This window comes from Enterobacter sp. E1 (assembly GCF_016809815.1).
Taxonomy (GTDB): domain Bacteria; phylum Pseudomonadota; class Gammaproteobacteria; order Enterobacterales; family Enterobacteriaceae; genus Enterobacter; species Enterobacter adelaidei.
Map to the genome: position 1 here is coordinate 292056 of NZ_JAFBJM010000005.1, position 22283 is coordinate 314338.

Consider the following 22283-nt stretch of genomic DNA (forward strand, 5'->3'; position numbering starts at 1 on the left):
TCTCACTTTGTGTAACAACACACACGTATCGGCACATATTCCGGGGTGCCCTTCGGGGTCGGTAATATGGGATACGTGGAGGCATAACCCCAACTTTCAATATAGAGGTTTTAAACATGGCAACTGTTTCCATGCGCGACATGCTCAAGGCTGGTGTTCACTTTGGTCACCAGACCCGTTACTGGAACCCGAAAATGAAGCCTTTCATCTTCGGCGCACGTAACAAAGTTCACATCATCAACCTTGAGAAAACTGTACCAATGTTCAACGAAGCCCTGGCTGAGCTGAACAAGATCTCTTCCCGTAAAGGTAAGATTCTGTTCGTTGGTACTAAGCGCGCTGCAAGCGAAGCTGTGAAAGATGCTGCTAACAGCTGCGACCAGTTCTTCGTGAACCATCGCTGGTTGGGCGGCATGCTGACTAACTGGAAAACTGTTCGTCAGTCAATCAAACGCCTGAAAGATCTGGAAACCCAGTCTCAGGACGGTACTTTCGACAAGCTGACTAAGAAAGAAGCGCTGATGCGCACTCGTGAGCTGGACAAGCTGGAAAACAGCCTGGGCGGTATCAAAGATATGGGCGGCCTGCCAGACGCGCTGTTCGTAATCGATGCAGACCACGAGCACATCGCAATCAAAGAAGCTAACAACCTGGGTATCCCGGTATTCGCTATCGTTGATACCAACTCCGATCCGGACGGTGTTGACTTCGTTATCCCGGGTAACGACGACGCAATCCGTGCTGTTAGCCTGTACCTGAGCGCTGTAGCTGCTACCGTTCGTGAAGGCCGTTCCCAGGATCTGGCTTCTCAGGCGGAAGAAAGCTTCGTAGAAGCTGAATAATAAGGTTTCACCCCTTATTAGTACCGTGTATGAATAGGGGCCCATTACCGGCCCCTTTTTTCAATTTACACTGTTTGGCCGCAGGCCGGGCAGTTCACATCTCCCGAGGATTTAAGAATGGCTGAAATTACCGCATCCCTGGTAAAAGAGCTGCGCGAGCGTACTGGCGCAGGCATGATGGATTGCAAAAAAGCGCTGACTGAAGCGAACGGCGACATCGAGCTGGCAATCGAAAACATGCGTAAATCCGGTGCGATCAAAGCAGCTAAAAAAGCAGGCAACGTTGCTGCTGACGGCGTGATCATCACTAAAATCGACGGCACCTACGGCATCATTCTGGAAGTTAACTGCCAGACTGACTTCGTTGCTAAAGATGGTGGTTTCCAGGCATTTGCTAACAAAGTTCTGGACGCTGCAGTTGCTGGCAAAATCACTGACGTTGAAGTTCTGAAAGCACAGTTCGAAGAAGAACGTGTTGCGCTGGTTGCTAAAATCGGTGAGAACATCAACATCCGTCGTGTTGCTTCTCTGGAAGGTGACGTTCTGGGCTCTTACCAGCACGGTGCGCGTATCGGCGTTCTGGTTGCTGCTAAAGGTGCTGACGAAGAGCTGGTTAAACAGCTGGCTATGCACATCGCTGCAAGCAAACCAGAATTCGTTAAGCCAGAAGACGTGTCTGCTGAAGTGGTAGAGAAAGAGTACCAGGTTCAGCTGGACATCGCGATGCAGTCTGGTAAACCAAAAGAAATCGCAGAGAAAATGGTTGAAGGCCGCATGAAGAAATTCACCGGCGAAGTTTCTCTGACTGGCCAGCCATTCGTAATGGATCCAAGCAAGTCTGTTGCTCAGCTGCTGAAAGAGCACAACGCTGACGTAACTGGCTTCATCCGCTTCGAAGTGGGCGAAGGCATCGAGAAAGTTGAGACTGACTTCGCAGCAGAAGTTGCTGCAATGTCCAAGCAGTCTTAATGATTGAAAAGGAGCCGCCTGAGGGCGGCTTCTTTTTGTCACCCGTCACAGGAAATCAGACAGGCTCCAGTATCGCTGTGCTGATTTGCGGCATATCATGTCGCCAGAATTAACCCCCATCTTAATCGTTGACAGTCTCAGGAAAGAAACATGGCTACCAATGCAAAACCCGTGTACAAACGCATTCTGCTTAAGCTGAGTGGCGAAGCGCTGCAGGGATCGGAAGGCTTCGGTATTGACGCAAGCATCCTTGATCGCATGGCACAGGAAATCAAAGAACTGGTCGAACTGGGTATCCAGGTTGGCGTGGTCATTGGCGGTGGCAACCTTTTCCGTGGTGCTGGTCTGGCGAAAGCGGGGATGAACCGCGTTGTGGGCGACCACATGGGTATGCTGGCAACCGTCATGAATGGCCTGGCAATGCGTGATGCACTGCATCGCGCCTATGTGAATGCCCGCCTGATGTCTGCGATTCCACTGAATGGCGTATGCGATAATTACAGCTGGGCAGAAGCGATTAGCCTGCTGCGCAACAACCGCGTGGTGATCCTCTCCGCCGGTACGGGTAACCCGTTCTTTACAACCGATTCCGCTGCCTGCCTGCGCGGTATCGAGATCGAAGCCGATGTGGTACTGAAAGCGACCAAAGTAGACGGCGTGTTTACTGCCGACCCGGCAAAAGATCCTTCTGCCACCATGTACGATCAGCTGAGCTACAGCGAAGTGCTGGATAAAGAGCTGAAAGTGATGGATCTTGCCGCCTTCACGCTGGCTCGCGACCACAAACTGCCGATCCGTGTCTTCAACATGAACAAGCCAGGCGCACTGCGTCGCGTGGTCATGGGTGAAAAAGAAGGCACTTTGATCACGGAATAATTTCCGTTGACGCTAAATACAGGTAAGATTCCGCTTTATTTTGTAGTGGTATCTTACCCGGGCGCGCCTTTGGCGTTGTCATGAATTAAACGCGACTATACTTAGCACACCTGTAGCGCTGTGCTGGCGGATAGTCTGCCTGAGACAAGTTTTCAAGGATTCGTAACGTGATTAACGACATCAGAAAAGATGCTGAAGTACGCATGGAAAAATGCGTAGAAGCGTTCAAAACCCAAATCAGCAAAATCCGTACTGGCCGTGCTTCCCCAAGCCTGCTGGATGGCATCATCGTAGAATACTACGGTACGCCAACCCCTCTGCGTCAGCTGGCAAGCGTGACGGTTGAAGATACCCGTACGCTGAAAATCAACGTATTCGATCGTTCTATGGGCCCGGCCGTTGAGAAAGCGATCATGGCGTCTGACCTCGGTCTGAACCCAAGCTCTGCGGGCGCTGATATCCGCGTTCCACTTCCTCCGCTGACGGAAGAGCGTCGTAAAGACCTGATCAAAGTCGTTCGTGGCGAAGCTGAGCAGGGTCGCGTTTCCGTTCGTAACGTACGTCGCGACGCGAACGATAAAGTCAAAGCGCTGCTGAAAGAAAAAGAGATCAGTGAAGATGACGATCGTCGTTCACAGGACGATGTTCAGAAAATGACTGATGCTGCCATCAAGAAAATTGATGCGGCGCTGGCAGATAAAGAAGCGGAACTGATGCAGTTCTGATTTCTGTCGTACACTGATAAACGCCGTTCAGAGGGACTTCGGGTCTTGCTGGCGGCGTTTTGCTTTTATCTGGTCTAACTTTTTCGGGCATCTCATGAAGCATTTAACACTCCTCGGCTCAACCGGCTCTATCGGTTGCAGTACTCTCGACGTCGTTCGCCATAATCCTGAACTTTACACCGTGACAGCGCTGGTGGCCGGTAAGAATGTGCAGCGAATGGTCGAGCAGTGCCTGGAGTTTTCACCCCGCTATGCGGTGATGGATGACGAAGAGAGTGCGCGTCTGCTGAAAGTGCAACTGCGTGAAAAGGGCTGTCGAACCGAGGTTCTGAGTGGACAACAGGCAGCTTGTGAGATGGCTGCGCTGGATGAGGTTGACCAGGTTATGGCGGCCATCGTCGGGGCGGCTGGGCTGTTGCCAACACTTGCCGCAATTGATGCCGGTAAGGATGTTCTGCTAGCCAATAAAGAGTCTCTGGTTACCTGCGGACGTTTGTTTATGGAAGCGGTGAAGCAGCGCGGGGCGCGTCTTTTACCGGTCGATAGCGAGCACAACGCGATTTTTCAGAGTTTACCGCAACCTTTTCAACAGAACCTGGGGTACGCTGACCTTGAGCAGAATGGTGTGGTGTCTATTCTGCTTACCGGGTCTGGTGGCCCGTTCCGCGAAACGCCACTGTCTGAACTGAGCGCAATGACGCCGGATCAGGCGTGCCGTCATCCGAACTGGTCAATGGGGCGTAAAATCTCCGTTGACTCTGCCACCATGATGAATAAAGGTCTGGAATACATTGAAGCGCGCTGGCTGTTTAATGCGTCAGCGAAACAGATGGAAGTACTGATCCACCCGCAATCGGTGATTCACTCGATGGTGCGCTATCAGGATGGCAGTGTGCTGGCACAGTTGGGCGAGCCGGATATGCGTACGCCAATTGCCCATTCAATGGCGTGGCCAAATCGAGTGAAATCTCGCGTGAAGCCGCTTGATTTCTGCAAGTTAAGTTCTTTGACATTTAGCGAACCAGATTACGATCGCTATCCGTGTCTGAAGCTTGCGATGCATGCCTTTGACCAGGGGCAGGCGGCGACGACGGCACTGAATGCAGCTAATGAAATTACCGTTGAGGCATTTTTGAATCAGCAGATCCGTTTTACCGATATTGCAGTGTTGAATTTATCGGTACTGGAAATGATGGATTTGCGTGAACCACAAAGTGTGGAAGAGGTGCTGGCGGTAGATACAGCGGCTCGTGATATTGCGCGTAAACAAGTGACACGTCCCGCAAGCTGGTGATAAAGCAAGCACTAGTCGTCGTGCTATTTGTTAGCGTTGGGCTTCAGTGATATAGTCTGCGCCACCTGATCGCAGGTATTTGACTTAATGTGGTCAGGTAAGCCGTGGTTTGACACGGCTTTTTTATGTATAGGCTTCAGTATTCCTGAGTACCGTTAAATCCTTTTCAGGGACAAAAAACGCGTTATGTTGTCTGCGAATCAACCAATAAGCGAAAACTTGCCAGCTCATGGCTGTCGTCATGTAGCAATCATTATGGATGGCAACGGCCGCTGGGCGAAAAGACAAGGGAAGATACGAGCCTTTGGGCATAAAGCTGGGGCGAAATCTGTTCGCCGCGCCGTTTCTTTTGCCGCCAATAACGGCATTGATGCGTTAACGCTCTATGCTTTTAGCAGTGAAAACTGGAATCGACCTCCGCAGGAAGTGACCGCGTTGATGGAATTGTTTGTGTGGGCGCTCGACAGCGAAGTAAAAAGCCTGCACCGCCACAACGTCCGCCTGCGTATCATTGGCGATACCAGTCGTTTTAACTCACGTTTGCAGGAACGGATTCGTAAAGCAGAAGCGCTGACTGAGAATAATACGGGTCTGACGCTCAATATTGCGGCGAATTACGGCGGACGCTGGGATATTATCCAGGGCGTTCGGCATATTGCCGAACAGGTTCAGGAAGGGCTGTTGAGACCCGACCAAATTGATGAAGAGGCGCTGAACAAGCAAATCTGCATGAATGAACAGGCACCTGTGGATTTGGTAATTAGGACAGGGGGGGAACATCGCATAAGTAACTTTTTGATATGGCAAATTGCCTATGCCGAACTTTACTTTACGGATGTTCTTTGGCCCGATTTTGATGAACAAGACTTTGAAGGTGCGCTGCATGCCTTTGCCAATCGAGAGCGTCGTTTCGGCGGCACCGAGCCTGGTGGCGACAAAGCCTGATGGGGGTAGCTTTTGCTGAAGTATCGCCTGATTTCCGCTTTTGTATTAATACCCATTGTCATTGCGGCGCTGTTTTTACTGCCCCCAGTGGGATTCGCTATTGTTACGCTGGTGGTCTGTATGCTCGCCGCGTGGGAATGGGGACAGTTTAGCGGCTTTACCTCACGCAGTCAGCGAGTATGGCTTGCGGTACTCTGTGGCTTTATCCTGGCCATAATGCTGTTTACGTTGCCTGAATATCATCATGATATTCATCAACCGCTGGTTGCTGGTTCCCTGTGGGTATCGCTGGCCTGGTGGGTTGCTGCTCTGCTGCTGGTGCTTTTCTACCCCGGCTCTGCGGCAATTTGGCGTAATTCAAAAGTGCTGCGGCTTATTTTTGGTTTGCTCACGATTGTTCCATTTTTCTGGGGTATGGTCGCACTGCGTGCCTGGCACTATGACGAAAACCACTACAGCGGCGCGATCTGGCTGCTTTATGTGATGATTCTCGTCTGGGGGGCTGACTCCGGGGCCTATATGTTTGGTAAACTGTTTGGCAAACATAAACTGGCGCCGAAGGTTTCCCCGGGTAAAACCTGGCAAGGCTTCATCGGTGGCTTGTTTACGGCAGCGATTATCTCCTGGGGCTACGGCGTCTGGGCGAATCTGGAAGTGGCACCGTCAATACTGCTGGTGTGCTCGATTTTTGCTGCGCTTGCCTCAGTGCTCGGTGATTTAACCGAGAGTATGTTTAAGCGTGAAGCAGGGATTAAGGACAGCGGACACCTGATTCCAGGGCATGGCGGTATACTGGATCGCATTGATAGCCTGACAGCGGCTGTTCCGGTATTTGCTTGCTTGCTTTTACTGGTATTTGGGACGATTTAACGGAAGGTTTTATGCTGAGCATTCTCTGGAATCTGGCGGCGTTCATTGTTGCACTGGGTGTACTGATTACCGTGCATGAATTTGGCCATTTCTGGGTTGCTCGCCGTTGTTGTGTGCGGGTAGAGCGATTTTCCATCGGTTTCGGTAAATCACTCTGGACGCGCACCGACCGTCACGATACGGAATTTGTCATCGCCCTTATCCCGCTGGGCGGCTACGTTAAAATGCTCGACGAGCGCGTTGAGCCTGTCGCACCTGAATTACGACACAGCGCATTCAACAACAAAACGGTTGGACAACGCGCCGCCATCATCGCTGCCGGACCGGTAGCCAACTTCATCTTTGCTATTTTCGCATACTGGCTGGTGTTTATCATTGGCGTCCCCGGCGTGCGCCCTGTGGTAGGTGAAATTGCCCCCAATTCCATCGCGGCGAGTGCGCAAATTACGTCAGGGATGGAACTTAAAGCGATTGATGGCATCGAAACCCCTGATTGGGATGCCGTGCGACTGCAACTGGTAGCCAAAATTGGTGATCAGCAGACAACCATCAGCGTATCGCCGTTTGGTTCTGACACGCGTCAGGACAAAGTGCTCGATTTACGTCACTGGCGTTTCGAGCCAGACAAAGAAGATCCCGTCGCTGCACTGGGCATTCGTCCACGTGGCGCTCAGATTGAGCCGGTGTTAGCCGAAGTACAGGCAAATTCGGCGGCGAGCAAAGCAGGTTTGCAAGCGGGCGACAGGATCGTTAAAGTCGATGGTCAACCATTAACAGAGTGGATGACCTTTGTTACTCTGGTGCGCGATAATCCGGGAACGTCCCTCGCACTGGAAGTTGAGAGGAAAGGTAGTCCGCTTTCGCTGACGCTGATCCCGGATACGAAGTCGGTCGGCAAAAAAGCAGAAGGGTTTGCAGGCGTTGTGCCAAAAGTGATCCCGCTGCCAGATGAGTACAAGACAATACGCCAGTATGGGCCGTTCAGCGCCATCCTTGAAGCCACGGATAAAACATGGCAACTGATGAAGCTGACGGTCAACATGTTGGGGAAATTGATAACCGGTGATGTGAAACTGAACAACCTCAGTGGGCCAATTTCGATTGCTCAGGGGGCTGGGATGTCAGCGGAATTCGGGGTGATTTACTATCTCATGTTCCTCGCGCTGATTAGCGTGAACCTTGGGATAATCAACCTGTTCCCGCTTCCCGTTTTAGACGGGGGTCATCTGCTGTTTTTAGCGATTGAAAAGCTAAAAGGCGGACCGGTATCCGAGCGAGTTCAAGACTTTAGTTATCGCATTGGCTCGATTTTGCTGGTGCTGTTAATGGGGCTTGCACTTTTCAATGATTTCTCTCGGTTGTAAGAGAGTGTTAGGAAGAACGCATAATAACGATGGCGATGAAAAAGTTGCTCATAGCGTCGCTGCTGTTTAGCAGCGCCACCGTATACGGTGCTGACGGGTTCGTAGTGAAAGACATTCATTTCGAAGGCCTCCAGCGTGTCGCCGTTGGTGCGGCCCTCCTCAGTATGCCTGTACGCCCCGGCGATACGGTCAATGATGATGATATCAGTAACACCATCCGTGCTCTGTTTGCCACCGGCAACTTCGAGGATGTCCGCGTCCTGCGCGATGGTGATACGCTGCTGGTACAGGTAAAAGAACGTCCAACGATTGCCAGTATCACTTTCTCCGGTAACAAGTCGGTGAAAGATGACATGCTCAAGCAAAACCTTGAAGCATCGGGTGTTCGTGTGGGCGAGTCTCTGGACCGCACAACCCTTTCAGACATTGAGAAAGGTCTGGAAGACTTCTACTACAGCGTGGGTAAATACAGTGCCAGCGTGAAAGCAGTGGTAACACCTCTGCCACGTAACCGTGTTGACCTGAAGTTGGTCTTCCAGGAAGGTGTTTCTGCGAAGATCCAACAGATCAACATTGTCGGCAACCACGCGTTTAGCACCGACGAACTGATCTCGACCTTCCAACTGCGCGATGAAGTGCCGTGGTGGAACGTGGTGGGCGATCGTAAATACCAGAAACAGAAACTGGCGGGCGACCTTGAGACCCTGCGCAGCTACTATCTGGATCGTGGTTATGCCCGTTTCAACATTGACTCGACCCAGGTCAGTCTGACGCCGGACAAGAAAGGGATCTACATTACGATTAACATCACTGAAGGCGATCAGTATAAGCTTTCTGGTGTTGAAGTAAGTGGCAACCTGGCGGGGCATTCTGCTGAGATCGAATCGCTGACCAAAATTCAGCCAGGCGATCTGTACAGTGGTTCTAAAGTGACCAAAATGGAAGACAGCATTAAGAAGCTGCTCGGCCGCTATGGTTATGCCTATCCTCGCGTACAAACACAGCCGGAAATTAACGACGCGGATAAAACCGTTAAGCTGCACGTGAATGTTGATGCGGGTAACCGTTTCTACGTGCGTAAGATCCGCTTCGTTGGTAACGACACCTCTAAAGATTCCGTTCTGCGCCGCGAAATGCGTCAGATGGAAGGCGCATGGTTGGGTAGCGATCTCGTTGACCAGGGGAAAGAGCGTCTGAACCGTCTGGGTTATTTTGAAACCGTAGATACGGATACCCAGCGCGTACCAGGCAGTCCGGATCAGGTTGATGTCGTCTATAAAGTGAAAGAGCGTAACACCGGTAGCTTCAACTTCGGTGTGGGTTACGGTACTGAAAGCGGCGTGAGCTTCCAGGTCGGGGTACAGCAGGATAACTGGCTGGGTACGGGTTACTCTGTTGGTATCAATGGTACTAAAAACGACTACCAGACCTATTCTGAGTTCTCTGTCACTAACCCATACTTCACCGTAGACGGTGTGAGTCTGGGCGGTCGTATCTTCTATAACGACTTTAAAGCTGACGACGCGGACCTGTCCTCTTACACCAACAAGAGTTACGGTGTAGACGGTACGCTTGGTTTCCCGGTTAACGAATACAACACGCTGCGTGCGGGCTTAGGTTACGTGCATAACGACCTGTCCAACATGCAACCGCAGGTAGCGATGTGGCGTTACCTGGACTCTATCGGTCAGTCAACCAGTAAAAATGGTCATGACAACGGCTTTGCAGCAGATGACTTCACCTTTAACTACGGCTGGACCTATAACCGTCTTGACCGCGGTTACTTCCCGACGGAAGGTTCTCGTGTCAACCTGAACGGTAAAGTTACCGTACCGGGTTCCGATAACGAGTTCTATAAGGTCACGCTGGATACCGCGTCTTACTTCCCAATTGATGACGACCACAAGTGGGTGGTTCTGGGTCGTACCCGTTGGGGCTATGGTGATGGTCTGGGTGGCAAGGAACTGCCATTCTATGAAAACTTCTATGCCGGTGGTTCCAGCACCGTTCGTGGCTTCCAGTCCAACAACATTGGTCCGAAAGCGGTCTACTACGGCGGAAACGACAAAGATAACTGTGATAAGTCTTCGACTTCCGACGTTTGTAGCTCCAATGATGCTGTGGGCGGTAACGCCATGGCCGTTGCCAGCCTGGAGTTCATCACACCAACGCCGTTTATCAGTGATAAATATGCGAACTCAGTCCGTACGTCCTTCTTCTGGGATGCCGGTACTGTGTGGGATACCAACTGGCAGAATACTGCCCAGATGCGAGCGGAAGGTATTCCTGACTACAGCGATCCGAGCAATATTCGCATGTCTGCCGGTATCGCATTACAATGGATGTCACCGCTGGGGCCGTTGGTCTTCTCTTACGCCCAGCCGTTTAAGAAATATGATGGAGATAAGTCGGAGCAATTCCAGTTTAACATTGGTAAAACCTGGTAATAATCCGCTGCAAAGGAATGCGTTGGCAGTGTAGCGCTGACAACTGGCGATCGGTAACACGATCGCCTTGCCACGCAAAGAACGGTACCTTCTGGTGCCAATGGGATGGTAAGGAGTTAATTGTGAAAAAGTGGTTATTAGCTGCAGGTCTCGGTTTAGCGATGGCAACTTCTGCTCAGGCAGCAGACAAAATTGCAATCGTCAACATGGGTAATTTGTTCCAGCAGGTTGCACAGAAAACTGGCGTTTCTGCGACTCTGGAAAACGAATTCAAAGGCCGTGCAAGCGAACTGCAGGGTATGGAAAACGATCTTCAGTCCAAAATGCAGCGTCTGCAGCGTGATGGTTCTACCATGAAAGCAAGCGATCGCAGCAAGCTGGAAAAAGACGTAATGGCTCAGCGCCAGGCGTTCTCTCAGAAAGCGCAGGCTTTCGAGCAGGATCGTCAGCGTCGTTCTAACGAAGAACGTGGCAAGCTGGTGACTCGCATTCAGACTGCTGTTAAAGCAGTGGCTGCCGATCAGAGCATCGATCTGGTTGTTGATGCGAACGCCGTCGCTTTCAACAGCAAAGATGTTAAAGACATCACCGCTGATGTTCTGAAACAGGTTAAATAAGTAATGCCTTCAATTCGACTGGCTGATTTAGCTCAGCAGTTGGATGCAGAATTACACGGTGATGGCGATATCGTCATCACCGCTGTTGCGTCCATGCAATCTGCTAAAGCTGGCACGATTACCTTCATGGTAAGCCCTAAGTACCGTGAACAACTGGCTCAATGCCAGGCGTCAGCTGTTGTTCTGACGCAGGACGATCTTCCGCTTGCCACTAGCGCTGCACTGGTAGTGAAAAATCCCTACCTGACGTATGCACGCATGGCTCAAATTCTTGATACCACGCCGCAGCCGGCCCAGAACATTGCTGCCAGTGCAGCCATTGATCCGACGGCTCAGTTGGGTAACAACGTAGCGGTTGGTGCGAATGCCGTTATCGAGTCTGGCGTAGTGTTGGGCGATAACGTCGTTATCGGACCGGGTTGCTTCGTTGGGAAAAATACGAAAATCGGCGCCGGGACCCGTTTATGGGCCAATGTGTCCATTTACCATGAAGTTGAAATTGGCGAAAATTGCCTCGTCCAGTCCAGTACAGTGATTGGTTCGGATGGCTTTGGTTACGCTAACGATCGTGGTAATTGGGTTAAAATCCCACAGCTTGGTCGCGTGATCATTGGCGATCGTGTGGAGATCGGGGCCTGTACCACTATTGACCGTGGCGCGCTTGACGACACGATCATTGGCAATGGTGTTATCATTGATAACCAGTGCCAGATTGCGCATAACGTTGTGATTGGCGACAATACCGCGGTAGCGGGGGGCGTCATCATGGCTGGCAGCCTGAAAATTGGCCGTTACTGCATGATTGGCGGCGCGAGCGTGATTAATGGCCATATGGAAATATGCGACAAAGTCACAGTGACGGGAATGGGCATGGTAATGCGCCCTATCACTGAACCTGGCGTCTATTCCTCCGGCATCCCGCTGCAACCCAACAAGGTATGGCGTAAAACAGCAGCTCTGGTGATGAACATTGATGATATGAGCAAGCGTCTCAAGTCTCTTGAGCGCAAGATCGATCAACAAGACTAAACGTCATCCGTTTAACGCTATTTTTCCCGGCCTGTCGGCTTTCTAATAAACCGGCAGGCCGTGTTATTATTGTTATCAGTACATTTTGACAGGAAGAGTATTTTGACTACTGACACTCATACTCTGCATATTGAAGAGATTTTAGAACTTCTGCCGCACCGCTACCCGTTTCTGCTGGTAGACCGTGTGCTGGATTTTGAAGAAGGTCGTTTTCTGCGCGCAGTGAAAAATGTTTCCGTGAACGAGCCGTTCTTCCAGGGGCACTTCCCTGGTAAGCCTATCTTCCCGGGTGTGTTGATTCTGGAAGCGATGGCTCAGGCTACCGGTATTCTGGCGTTTAAAAGCGTTGGCAAACTGGAGCCAGGTGAGCTGTATTACTTCGCGGGTATTGATGAAGCGCGCTTTAAGCGCCCTGTCGTGCCTGGTGATCAGATGATCATGGAAGTCACTTTTGAAAAAACGCGTCGTGGCCTGACTCGCTTCAAAGGCGTAGCGCTGGTTGACGGCAAAGTTGTTTGCGAAGCGACGATGATGTGTGCTCGTAGCCGGGAGTCCTGATACGTGATTGATAAATCCGCCTTTATTCATCCTACCGCGATTGTGGAAACCGGTGCCATCATTGGCGCTAACGTCCACATTGGCCCGTTTTGTATTGTTGGACCCCATGTCGAAATTGGTGAGGGTACAGTACTGAAATCTCACGTTGTCGTGAATGGTCACACGACCATTGGCTGCAATAACGAGATCTATCAGTTCGCCTCCATCGGCGAAGTTAACCAGGATCTTAAATATGCTGGTGAGTCGACCCGTCTGGAAATTGGCGATCGTAACCGTATTCGCGAAAGCGTCACCATTCATCGTGGAACAGTACAGGGTGGTGGGTTGACGAAGGTGGGCAGCGATAACCTGTTTATGGTTAATGCGCATATCGCGCACGACTGTACCGTGGGTGACCGCTGTATTCTTGCCAACAACGCAACGCTGGCAGGACACGTATCGGTTGATGACTTCGCAATTATTGGTGGCATGACCGCAGTCCATCAGTTCTGCATTATTGGTGCACACGTGATGGTCGGCGGATGCTCCGGTGTGGCGCAGGACGTCCCACCGTATGTGATTGCGCAGGGCAACCATGCCACGCCGTTTGGCGTGAACATCGAAGGCCTCAAGCGTCGTGGCTTTAGCCGCGAAGCGATTACTGCCATCCGCAACGCGTACAAACTGCTGTACCGTAGCGGCAAAACGCTGGAAGAGGCGAAGCCGGAAATTGCCGAGCTGGCGAATAAGTACCCGGAAGTGAACGCGTTCATGGAGTTCTTTGACCGTTCAACAAGGGGCCTGATTCGTTAATGGTCGACAGTCGTCCGCTTACGATAGCCCTGGTCGCCGGAGAAACCTCCGGCGATATTCTTGGTGCAGGTCTTATCCGTGCGCTTAAGGCGCGTGTACCCAATGCACGATTTGTTGGCGTTGCTGGCCCGCTGATGCAGGCCGAAGGCTGTGAAGCCTGGTATGAAATGGAAGAGCTGGCTGTGATGGGCATCGTTGAGGTGCTGGGGCGGCTACGCCGTTTACTGCATATTCGTGCCGATCTTACTCGCCGCTTTACCGAACTGAAACCCGATGTGTTTGTCGGTATCGATGCACCTGATTTCAACATTACCCTCGAAGGGAATCTGAAAAAGCAGGGCATAAAAACCATTCATTACGTCAGTCCGTCCGTCTGGGCGTGGCGACAAAAACGTGTTTTCAAAATCGGACGGTCCACCAACCTGGTGCTGGCTTTCCTGCCTTTCGAAAAAGCGTTTTACGACAGATTTAATGTTCCGTGTCGTTTTATCGGTCATACCATGGCGGATGCGATGCCATTGGATCCGGATAAAAACGCGGCGCGCGACGTGCTCGGCATCCCGCATGATGCGCACTGTCTGGCATTGCTGCCAGGCAGCCGTGGCGCAGAAGTTGAGATGCTGAGCGCCGATTTCCTCAAAACAGCGCAAATTCTTCGCCAGACCTATCCCGACCTTGAAGTGGTTGTTCCGCTGGTGAATGCCAAACGCCGCGAGCAGTTTGAGCGCATCAAAGCGGAAGTCGCCCCGGATCTTCACGTTCGTCTTCTGGACGGGAAAGGGCGGGAAGCGATGTACGCGAGCGATGCCGCGCTGCTGGCCTCCGGCACGGCGGCGCTGGAATGTATGCTGGCGAAATGCCCGATGGTGGTCGGCTATCGCATGAAGCCGTTCACCTTCTGGCTGGCAAAACGTCTGGTGAAAACGGATTATGTCTCCCTGCCAAACCTGCTTGCCGGGCGCGAGCTGGTGAAAGAGCTGTTGCAGGATGAGTGCCAGCCGCAGGCGCTTGCCGATGCTCTGCTGCCGCTGCTCGCCGACGGCAAGACCAGCCACCAGATGCATGATACGTTCCGTGAACTGCATCAGCAGATCCGCTGTAATGCCGATGAGCAAGCGGCTGATGCGGTGCTGGAGTTAGCAAAATGATGGAATTTGTTTATCCTCACACCCATCTTGTGGCAGGTGTGGATGAAGTGGGGCGTGGTCCGTTAGTCGGGGCAGTAGTTACCGCAGCGGTGATCCTCGATCCGACCCGCCCGATTATTGGACTGAACGACTCTAAAAAATTGTCCGAAAAGCGTCGACTGGCGCTGTTTAGTGAGATTCAGGAGAAGGCGCTGGCCTGGAGCCTGGGGCGCGCTGAACCGCATGAAATCGACGAGCTGAATATTTTGCATGCCACGATGCTGGCGATGCAGCGTGCGGTGGCGGGTCTGAAAATACCCCCGGAATACGTCCTGATTGACGGTAACCGCTGTCCGTCATTGCCTATGCCTTCGATGGCCGTGGTCAAAGGCGATAGTCGCGTTGCTGAAATCAGTGCCGCTTCTATTATTGCCAAAGTGACACGCGATGCCGAAATGGCCGCGCTGGATCTCACTTACCCTCAGTATGGTTTCGCCCAGCACAAGGGGTATCCAACAGCTTTCCATCTGGAAAAGCTGGCTGAACATGGCGCAACCGAACATCACCGGCGCAGCTTTGGCCCGGTGAAACGCGCGCTGGGACTGGTGTCCTGAATCAATACGCAAGCAATTAAGTAACGCGGAATCTGAAGATGGCTGAACCACGTTTCGTACACCTGCGGGTGCATAGTGACTACTCCATGATCGATGGGCTGGCGAAGACCGGACCGCTGGTTAAAAAGGCGGCCTCTCTTGGCATGCCTGCACTGGCGATCACCGATTTTACCAACCTGTGTGGCCTGGTGAAGTTCTACGGAACGGCGCATGGCGCGGGGATGAAGCCTATCGTCGGTGCAGATTTTCATGTGCAGAGCGATCTCATCGGCGATGAAATGACGCAAATCTCCGTGTTAGCGATGAACAACACGGGATATCAAAACCTCACACTGCTTATCTCAAAAGCCTATCAACGCGGCTATGGCGCGCTGGGGCCGTGGATCGATCGCGACTGGCTGGCTGAGCTAAATGAAGGGCTGCTGCTCATCTCTGGCGGCCGTATGGGGGATGTCGGTAAATGCCTGCTGCGTGGCAACAGCGCATTGGTGGAACAGTGCGTCTCGTTTTATGAAGAGTACTTTCCGGATCGCTATTATCTGGAGTTGATTCGTACTGGCCGCCCTGACGAAGAGAATTATCTGCACGCTGCTGTCGCGTTGGCTGAAGAGCGCGGCTTGCCCGTGGTGGCAACGAATGACGTGCGTTTCCTGGAGTCTGGTGATTTTGACGCGCACGAAATACGCGTCGCTATCCACGATGGCTTTACCCTCGACGATCCAAAGCGTCCGCGTAATTACTCCTCGCAGCAATATATGCGCAGCGAAGAGGAAATGTGCGAACTCTTCTCCGATATTCCGGAAGCGCTGGAAAACAGCGTCGAGATAGCAAAACGCTGCAACGTTACCGTGCGCCTCGGAGAATACTTCCTTCCGCAGTTCCCGACGGGAGATATGACCACGGAAGATTTCCTGGTCGTGAAATCCAAAGAGGGTCTGGAAGAGCGTCTGGAATTCCTGTTCCCGGATGAAGAAGAACGCAAAAAACGTCGTCCTGAATATGACGAACGCCTGGATATAGAACTCCAGGTGATCAACCAGATGGGCTTCCCGGGCTACTTCCTGATCGTTATGGAGTTTATCCAGTGGTCGAAGGACAACGGCGTGCCGGTAGGTCCGGGACGTGGTTCCGGTGCGGGTTCACTGGTTGCTTATGCGCTCAAAATTACCGACCTCGATCCGCTGGAATTCGACCTGCTGTTCGAACGTTTCCTTAACCCGGAACGTGTCTCCATGCCCGACTTCGACGTCGACTTCTGCATGGAGAAACGCGACCAGGTTATCGAGCACGTGGCGGATATGTACGGTCGTGATGCGGTATCGCAGATTATTACTTTCGGTACGATGGCGGCAAAAGCGGTTATCCGCGACGTAGGCCGCGTGCTGGGACATCCGTACGGCTTTGTTGATCGTATCTCGAAACTGGTCCCGCCCGATCCGGGCATGACGCTGGCGAAAGCGTTCGAAGCCGAGCCGCAACTGCCGGAAATTTACGAAGCTGACGAAGAAGTCAAAGCGCTGATCGACATGGCGCGTAAGCTGGAAGGGGTCACGCGTAACGCCGGGAAACATGCGGGTGGGGTGGTTATCGCTCCAACCAAAATTACCGATTTTGCGCCGCTTTACTGTGATGAAGCAGGTCAGCATCCGGTTACCCAGTTTGACAAGAACGATGTGGAATACGCCGGGCTGGTGAAGTTCGACTTCCTAGGTCTGCGTACTTTGACCATCATCAACTGGGCGCTGGAGATGATCAACGCCCGTCGTGAGAAGAACGGCGAGCCGCCGCTGGATATTGCCGCTATCCCGCTGGATGACAAGAAAAGTTTCGACATGCTGCAGCGCTCGGAGACCACCGCGGTCTTCCAGCTTGAATCCCGCGGCATGAAAGACCTGATTAAACGTCTGCAACCTGACTGTTTCGAAGATATGATCGCACTGGTGGCGCTGTTCCGTCCGGGGCCCCTTCAGTCAGGGATGGTAGATAACTTTATCGACCGTAAGCACGGGCGCGAAGAGATTTCCTACCCGGACGTTCAGTGGCAGCATGAAAGCCTGAAACCAGTACTGGAACCGACCTACGGCATCATTCTGTACCAGGAACAGGTTATGCAGATTGCCCAGGTGCTCTCTGGTTATACCCTTGGCGGTGCGGACATGCTGCGTCGTGCGATGGGTAAGAAAAAGCCGGAAGAGATGGCCAAGCAGCGTGGCACCTTCGAAGAAGGGGCGAAAAAGAACGGCGTTGACGGCGAACTGGCAATGAAAATTTTCGACCTGGTGGAGAAATTCGCCGGGTACGGATTTAACAAATCTCACTCTGCCGCCTATGCTTTGGTTTCGTATCAGACGCTGTGGCTGAAAGCGCACTATCCGGCTGAGTTTATGGCGGCGGTTATGACCGCCGATATGGACAACACCGAGAAGGTGGTTGGTCTGGTGGATGAGTGCTGGCGCATGGGGCTGAAGATCCTGCCGCCGGATATCAACTCAGGTCTTTACCATTTCCACGTCAACGAGCACGGGGAAATTGTCTACGGGATCGGTGCGATCAAAGGCGTAGGTGAGGGGCCGATCGAAGCGATCATCGAAGCCCGTAACAACGGTGGTTATTTCCGTGAGCTGTTCGATCTTTGCGCCCGTACGGATACCAAAAAACTGAACCGCCGCGTGCTGGAAAAACTGATCATGTCTGGCGCGTTCGACAGGCTCGGGCCGCACCGCGCCGCGCTGATGAACTCGCTCGGCGATGCGCTGAAAGCAGCCGATCAACATGCGAAAGCGGAAGCCATTGGCCAGGCGGATATGTTCGGTGTGCTGGCAGAAGAGCCAGAGCAGATCGAGCAGTCATACGCCAGCTGCCTGCCGTGGCCAGAACAGGTGGTACTGGATGGTGAGCGTGAAACGTTAGGTTTGTACCTGACGGGTCACCCGATCAACCAGTACATCAAAGAAATTGAGCGCTATGTCGGAGGCTACAGGCTGAAAGACATGCATCCGACAGAACGTGGTAAAATCACCACGGCTGCGGGGCTCGTGATTGCTGCAAGGGTAATGGTCACCAAGCGCGGCAATCGTATCGGCATCTGTACGCTGGATGACCGTTCCGGGCGTCTGGAGGTGATGTTGTTCACCGACGCGCTGGATAAATACCAGCAATTGCTGGAAAAAGACCGCATACTTATCGTCAGCGGACAGGTCAGCTTTGATGACTTCAGCGGGGGGCTTAAAATGACCGCCCGCGAAGTGATGGACATTGACGAAGCCCGGGAAAAATATGCTCGCGGGCTTGCTATCTCGCTGACGGACAGGCAAATTGATGACCAGCTTTTAAACCGACTCCGTCAGTCTCTGGAACCCCACCGCTCGGGGACAATTCCAGTACATCTCTACTATCAGAGGGCGGATGCACGTGCGCGGTTGCGCTTTGGTGCAACGTGGCGTGTCTCTCCGAGCGATCGTTTACTTAACGATCTCCGTGGCCTCATTGGTTCGGAGCAGGTGGAACTGGAGTTTGACTAATACAGGAATACTATGAGTCTGAATTTCCTTGATTTCGAACAGCCGATTGCTGAGCTGGAAGCGAAAATCGATTCTCTGACAGCGGTAAGCCGTCAGGATGAAAAACTGGATATTAACATCGACGAAGAAGTGCATCGTCTGCGCGAAAAAAGCGTAGAACTGACGCGCAAAATCTTTGCCGATCTCGGCGCATGGCAGATTGCCCAGCTGGCGCGTCACCCACAGCGTCCGTACACCCTGGATTATGTCCGCCTGGCGTTTGATGAATTTGACGAACTGGCCGGCGATCGCGCATACGCTGACGATAAAGCCATCGTCGGTGGTATTGCTCGTCTGGATGGACGCCCGGTGATGATCATTGGTCATCAGAAAGGTCGTGAAACCAAAGAGAAAATCCGTCGTAACTTTGGTATGCCTGCACCAGAAGGCTACCGTAAAGCTCTGCGTTTGATGGAGATGGCTGAGCGTTTCAACATGCCAATCATCACCTTTATCGACACGCCGGGTGCATACCCGGGTGTGGGCGCGGAAGAACGTGGCCAGTCTGAAGCTATCGCACGCAACCTGCGTGAGATGTCTCGCCTGAGCGTGCCGGTCATCTGTACCGTTATCGGTGAAGGTGGTTCCGGTGGTGCGCTGGCGATTGGCGTTGGCGATAAAGTTAACATGCTGCAATACAGCACCTATTCCGTTATCTCTCCGGAAGGCTGTGCGTCCATTCTGTGGAAAAGCGCCGACAAAGCGCCGCTGGCCGCAGAGGCGATGGGCATTATTGCTCCACGTCTGAAAGAGCTGAAGCTGATCGATACCGTTATCCCGGAACCTCTGGGTGGCGCGCATCGCAAGCCTGAAGTGATGGCGGCTTCCCTGAAAGCACAGCTGCTGGCGGACCTGGCGGACCTCGACGTGCTGAGCAAAGAAGATTTGCTGAACCGTCGTTATCAGCGTCTGATGACCTACGGTTACGCATAAGCTTCACAATTGTCTGAAAAGCCGCACAATGTTGCGGCTTTTTTTATACCTGCCGTTTACCTTAACTATGCTTAGCTAATATTTTTCAAGGAGGTAAACCGTGAACATTATTGCCATTATGGGGCCGCACGGCGTCTTTTATAAAGACGAGCCCATCAAGGAGCTGGAACAAACCCTGCAGTCGCGCGGGTACCAGCTGATCTGGCCACACAATAGCGCCGATCTGCTGAAATTTATTGAGCACAACCCGCGTATCTGCGGGGTAATCTTCGACTGGGATGAATACGACCTCGAGCTGTGCAGCGATATCAACAAGCTGAACGAATATCTCCCGCTGTACGCGTTTATCAATACCCACTCGACAATGGATGTCAGCGCCCATGATATGCGTATGGCGCTGTGGTTCTTTGAATATTCGCTTGGCGTCGCGGACGATATTGCGACCCGTATTCAGCAGTACACGCGTGAATATCTCGATAACATCACGCCACCGTTTACCCGTGCGTTGTTTACCTATGTGAAAGAAGGTAAATATACCTTCTGTACGCCCGGACATATGGCGGGAACGGCGTATCAAAAAAGTCCGGTGGGCTGTCTGTTCTATGATTTCTTTGGTGGCAATACGCTAAAAGCGGACGTGTCGATTTCGGTCACTGAGCTGGGATCTCTGCTCGACCATACAGGCCCGCATCTGGAAGCTGAAGAGTATATCGCCCGCACGTTCGGCGCTGAGCAAAGCTATATGGTGACCAATGGCACCTCGACCTCGAACAAAATTGTCGGGATGTACGCCGCCCCCGCTGGTAGCACCTTGCTGATTGACCGTAACTGCCATAAATCGCTGGCCCACTTGCTGATGATGAGCGACGTCGTACCGCTCTGGCTGTCACCCACGCGTAACGCGCTCGGTATTCTTGGCGGCATTCCGCGCCGGGAGTTTACGCATGAAGCCATTGAAAGCAAGGTCGCGGCAGTGCCCGGCGCAAGCTGGCCTGTCCATGCGGTGATTACCAATTCCACCTATGACGGTTTGCTGTACAACACCAACTGGATCAAACAGACGCTGGACGTACCCTCGATCCACTTTGATTCCGCGTGGGTGCCCTACACCAATTTCCACCCGATTTACGCAGGGAAAAGCGGGATGAGTGGTGAACGTGTGCCGGGTAAAGTGTTTTTTGAAACGCAGTCGACGCATAAGATGCTGGCTGCGTTTTCTCAGGCATCGCTGATTCACATCAAAGGCGAGTACGACGAAGAGACGTTTAACGAAGCCTTTATGATGCATACCACGACCTCGCCGAGCTATCCGCTGGTTGCCTCCATTGAAACGGCAGCGGCAATGCTGCGCGGTAATCCTGGTAAGCGTTTGATTAACCGCTCGGTTGAACGAGCACTGCATTTTCGTAAAGAAGTTCAGCGACTTAAAGATGAAGCTGACGGCTGGTTCTTCGATATCTGGCAACCGGAAGAGATTGATGAAGCAGCATGCTGGCCCGTCTCACCCGGTGAAAACTGGCATGGTTTCCGCGAAGCTGATGGCGACCATATGTTCCTCGACCCGGTAAAAGTCACGATCCTGACGCCGGGCATGGATGAGCAGGGTAAGATGAGCGACGAAGGGATCCCCGCCGCGCTGGTGGCGAAATTTCTTGATGAACGGGGTGTGGTGGTTGAAAAAACGGGTCCTTATAACCTGCTGTTCCTCTTCAGTATTGGTATTGATAAAACCCGGGCGATGGGTCTATTGCGCGGCCTGATGGAGTTTAAGCGCGCTTATGATCTCAACTTGCGGGTGAAAAACATGCTGCCGGATCTCTATGCTGAGGATCCTGACTTCTATCGCAATATGCGTATTCAGGATCTCGCTCAGGGGATCCATCGGCTTATTCGGCAGCACGATCTCCCGCGCCTGATGCTGCAGGCGTTTGATGTGTTGCCAGAAATGAAGCTTACCCCACACAAAGCATGGCAGCGGCAGGTGAAAGGGGAGGTCGAAACCGTTGAGCTGGAAAATCTTGTCGGGCGCGTATCGGCCAACATGATCCTGCCTTACCCGCCGGGCGTACCGCTCCTGATGCCGGGAGAGATGATTACCGAGGAAAGCCGGGCCGTGCTCGATTTTCTGTTGATGCTTTGCTCGGTAGGGCGTCACTATCCAGGATTTGAGACGGATATCCACGGTGCGAAGCGTGATGAGAACGGCGTTTACTGGGTGCGAGTCCTAAAATAAAGATGGTCACTTGCCAGGTGCGGGTTTTCGGTTGTAACGTTCAGGGATCATAAAAAGGAGAAGCTATGCTGGGTTTAAAAGCTGTTCATCATATTGCGATCATTGCGTCCGATTACGCGAAAAGTAAGGCCTTCTACTGCGATATCCTGGGCTTTACGCTGTTGAGCGAGGCCTATCGTGAGGAACGTGATTCCTGGAAGGGGGATCTCGCGTTAAACGGGCAATATGTGATTGAAATGTTCTCCTTTCCCTTCCCACCTGCACGCCCGTCACGCCCGGAAGCCTGTGGTCTGCGCCATCTTGCTTTTAGCGTTGATGACCTGGACTGCGCAGTAAAACATCTGGAAGCGCACGGTGTGGCGTGCGAAGCGATACGCGTCGATCCGTTCACCGACAAGCGTTTCACCTTTTTCAGTGACCCGGACGGCCTGCCGCTGGAGCTTTATCAGCAGTAATGATTTTCCTGTGTGATAATGCCCGCTCAGTTC

19 protein-coding genes are annotated in these 22283 nt (G+C 52.5%); all 19 read left to right on the plus strand.

What is annotated here, in order from left to right; genetic code table 11:
• Positions 1-116: 116 nt before the first annotated feature.
• Entirely contained in the window at positions 117-842 is a 726-nt protein-coding gene (rpsB, locus tag JGF26_RS15560; protein WP_003856207.1) for a 30S ribosomal protein S2, read from the plus strand.
• A gap of 117 nt (positions 843-959) precedes the next feature.
• Positions 960-1811, plus strand: a complete 852-nt coding sequence (gene tsf, locus JGF26_RS15565; protein ID WP_014830708.1) for a translation elongation factor Ts — start codon at positions 960-962, stop codon at positions 1809-1811.
• Positions 1812-1961: 150 nt separating this feature from the next.
• Positions 1962-2687, plus strand: coding sequence for a UMP kinase (gene pyrH / locus JGF26_RS15570; RefSeq protein ID WP_008501910.1), 726 nt, complete (start codon positions 1962-1964; stop codon positions 2685-2687).
• Between the two features lie 167 nt (positions 2688-2854).
• On the plus strand, positions 2855-3412 hold the full coding sequence (frr, locus tag JGF26_RS15575; protein WP_028018300.1) for a ribosome recycling factor: 558 nt from the start codon (positions 2855-2857) through the stop codon (positions 3410-3412).
• 94 nt (positions 3413-3506) lie between these two features.
• Positions 3507-4706 carry a 1-deoxy-D-xylulose-5-phosphate reductoisomerase gene (gene ispC / locus JGF26_RS15580; RefSeq protein ID WP_134708318.1) on the plus strand — a complete coding sequence of 400 codons (1200 nt, stop codon included), beginning with the start codon at positions 3507-3509 and terminating at the stop codon, positions 4704-4706.
• Between the two features lie 186 nt (positions 4707-4892).
• Complete coding sequence (gene ispU / locus JGF26_RS15585; protein WP_134708319.1) at positions 4893-5651, plus strand: (2E,6E)-farnesyl-diphosphate-specific ditrans,polycis-undecaprenyl-diphosphate synthase; 759 nt, start codon at positions 4893-4895, stop codon at positions 5649-5651.
• Positions 5652-5663: 12 nt separating this feature from the next.
• Positions 5664-6521: a phosphatidate cytidylyltransferase gene (gene cdsA / locus JGF26_RS15590; RefSeq protein WP_028018297.1), complete on the plus strand. Its 858-nt coding sequence runs from the start codon at positions 5664-5666 to the stop codon at positions 6519-6521.
• A gap of 11 nt (positions 6522-6532) precedes the next feature.
• Positions 6533-7885, plus strand: coding sequence for a sigma E protease regulator RseP (gene rseP / locus JGF26_RS15595; protein ID WP_134708320.1), 1353 nt, complete (start codon positions 6533-6535; stop codon positions 7883-7885).
• A 29-nt stretch (positions 7886-7914) separates the two neighbouring features.
• Positions 7915-10332, plus strand: a complete 2418-nt coding sequence (gene bamA / locus JGF26_RS15600) for an outer membrane protein assembly factor BamA (protein ID WP_028018295.1) — start codon at positions 7915-7917, stop codon at positions 10330-10332.
• Between the two features lie 122 nt (positions 10333-10454).
• The gene (gene skp, locus JGF26_RS15605; protein ID WP_008501902.1) at positions 10455-10949 is read left to right on the plus strand and encodes a molecular chaperone Skp; all 495 of its coding nucleotides are present in this window, start codon (positions 10455-10457) and stop codon (positions 10947-10949) included.
• 3 nt (positions 10950-10952) lie between these two features.
• Entirely contained in the window at positions 10953-11978 is a 1026-nt protein-coding gene (gene lpxD / locus JGF26_RS15610) for a UDP-3-O-(3-hydroxymyristoyl)glucosamine N-acyltransferase (RefSeq protein WP_134708321.1), read from the plus strand.
• 102 nt (positions 11979-12080) lie between these two features.
• Positions 12081-12536 carry a 3-hydroxyacyl-ACP dehydratase FabZ gene (fabZ, locus tag JGF26_RS15615; protein ID WP_010426706.1) on the plus strand — a complete coding sequence of 152 codons (456 nt, stop codon included), beginning with the start codon at positions 12081-12083 and terminating at the stop codon, positions 12534-12536.
• Positions 12537-12539: 3 nt separating this feature from the next.
• Entirely contained in the window at positions 12540-13328 is a 789-nt protein-coding gene (gene lpxA, locus JGF26_RS15620) for an acyl-ACP--UDP-N-acetylglucosamine O-acyltransferase (RefSeq protein WP_049005315.1), read from the plus strand.
• Positions 13328-14476 (plus strand): lipid-A-disaccharide synthase, encoded by a 1149-nt coding sequence (lpxB, locus tag JGF26_RS15625; RefSeq protein ID WP_128348525.1) that lies wholly within the window; start codon positions 13328-13330, stop codon positions 14474-14476. Before lpxA ends, lpxB begins: the two co-directional genes overlap by 1 nt.
• Positions 14473-15069, plus strand: a complete 597-nt coding sequence (gene rnhB / locus JGF26_RS15630; RefSeq protein ID WP_134708322.1) for a ribonuclease HII — start codon at positions 14473-14475, stop codon at positions 15067-15069. Before lpxB ends, rnhB begins: the two co-directional genes overlap by 4 nt.
• A 38-nt stretch (positions 15070-15107) precedes the next feature.
• Positions 15108-18590, plus strand: a complete 3483-nt coding sequence (dnaE, locus tag JGF26_RS15635; protein WP_028018290.1) for a DNA polymerase III subunit alpha — start codon at positions 15108-15110, stop codon at positions 18588-18590.
• Positions 18591-18602: 12 nt separating this feature from the next.
• Positions 18603-19562 carry an acetyl-CoA carboxylase carboxyl transferase subunit alpha gene (gene accA, locus JGF26_RS15640; RefSeq protein ID WP_006810033.1) on the plus strand — a complete coding sequence of 320 codons (960 nt, stop codon included), beginning with the start codon at positions 18603-18605 and terminating at the stop codon, positions 19560-19562.
• Between the two features lie 100 nt (positions 19563-19662).
• Entirely contained in the window at positions 19663-21795 is a 2133-nt protein-coding gene (locus tag JGF26_RS15645; RefSeq protein WP_134708323.1) for a lysine decarboxylase LdcC, read from the plus strand.
• Between the two features lie 65 nt (positions 21796-21860).
• Positions 21861-22250, plus strand: coding sequence for a VOC family protein (locus tag JGF26_RS15650; protein ID WP_134708324.1), 390 nt, complete (start codon positions 21861-21863; stop codon positions 22248-22250).
• Positions 22251-22283 lie beyond the last annotated feature (33 nt).

Bases quoted from the DNA above. Each gene is read 5' to 3' on its own strand.
- lpxD (WP_134708321.1), top strand. From the start codon at position 10,953: ATGCCTTCAATTCGACTGGCTGATTTAGCTCAGCAGTTGGATGCAGAA.
- dnaE (WP_028018290.1), top strand. From the start codon at position 15,108: ATGGCTGAACCACGTTTCGTACACCTGCGGGTGCATAGTGACTACTCC.
- JGF26_RS15650 (WP_134708324.1), top strand. From the start codon at position 21,861: ATGCTGGGTTTAAAAGCTGTTCATCATATTGCGATCATTGCGTCCGAT.
- accA (WP_006810033.1), top strand. From the start codon at position 18,603: ATGAGTCTGAATTTCCTTGATTTCGAACAGCCGATTGCTGAGCTGGAA.
- rseP (WP_134708320.1), top strand. From the start codon at position 6,533: ATGCTGAGCATTCTCTGGAATCTGGCGGCGTTCATTGTTGCACTGGGT.
- pyrH (WP_008501910.1), top strand. From the start codon at position 1,962: ATGGCTACCAATGCAAAACCCGTGTACAAACGCATTCTGCTTAAGCTG.
- ispC (WP_134708318.1), top strand. From the start codon at position 3,507: ATGAAGCATTTAACACTCCTCGGCTCAACCGGCTCTATCGGTTGCAGT.
- ispU (WP_134708319.1), top strand. From the start codon at position 4,893: ATGTTGTCTGCGAATCAACCAATAAGCGAAAACTTGCCAGCTCATGGC.
- lpxB (WP_128348525.1), top strand. From the start codon at position 13,328: ATGGTCGACAGTCGTCCGCTTACGATAGCCCTGGTCGCCGGAGAAACC.
- rpsB (WP_003856207.1), top strand. From the start codon at position 117: ATGGCAACTGTTTCCATGCGCGACATGCTCAAGGCTGGTGTTCACTTT.
- bamA (WP_028018295.1), top strand. From the start codon at position 7,915: ATGGCGATGAAAAAGTTGCTCATAGCGTCGCTGCTGTTTAGCAGCGCC.
- tsf (WP_014830708.1), top strand. From the start codon at position 960: ATGGCTGAAATTACCGCATCCCTGGTAAAAGAGCTGCGCGAGCGTACT.
- rnhB (WP_134708322.1), top strand. From the start codon at position 14,473: ATGATGGAATTTGTTTATCCTCACACCCATCTTGTGGCAGGTGTGGAT.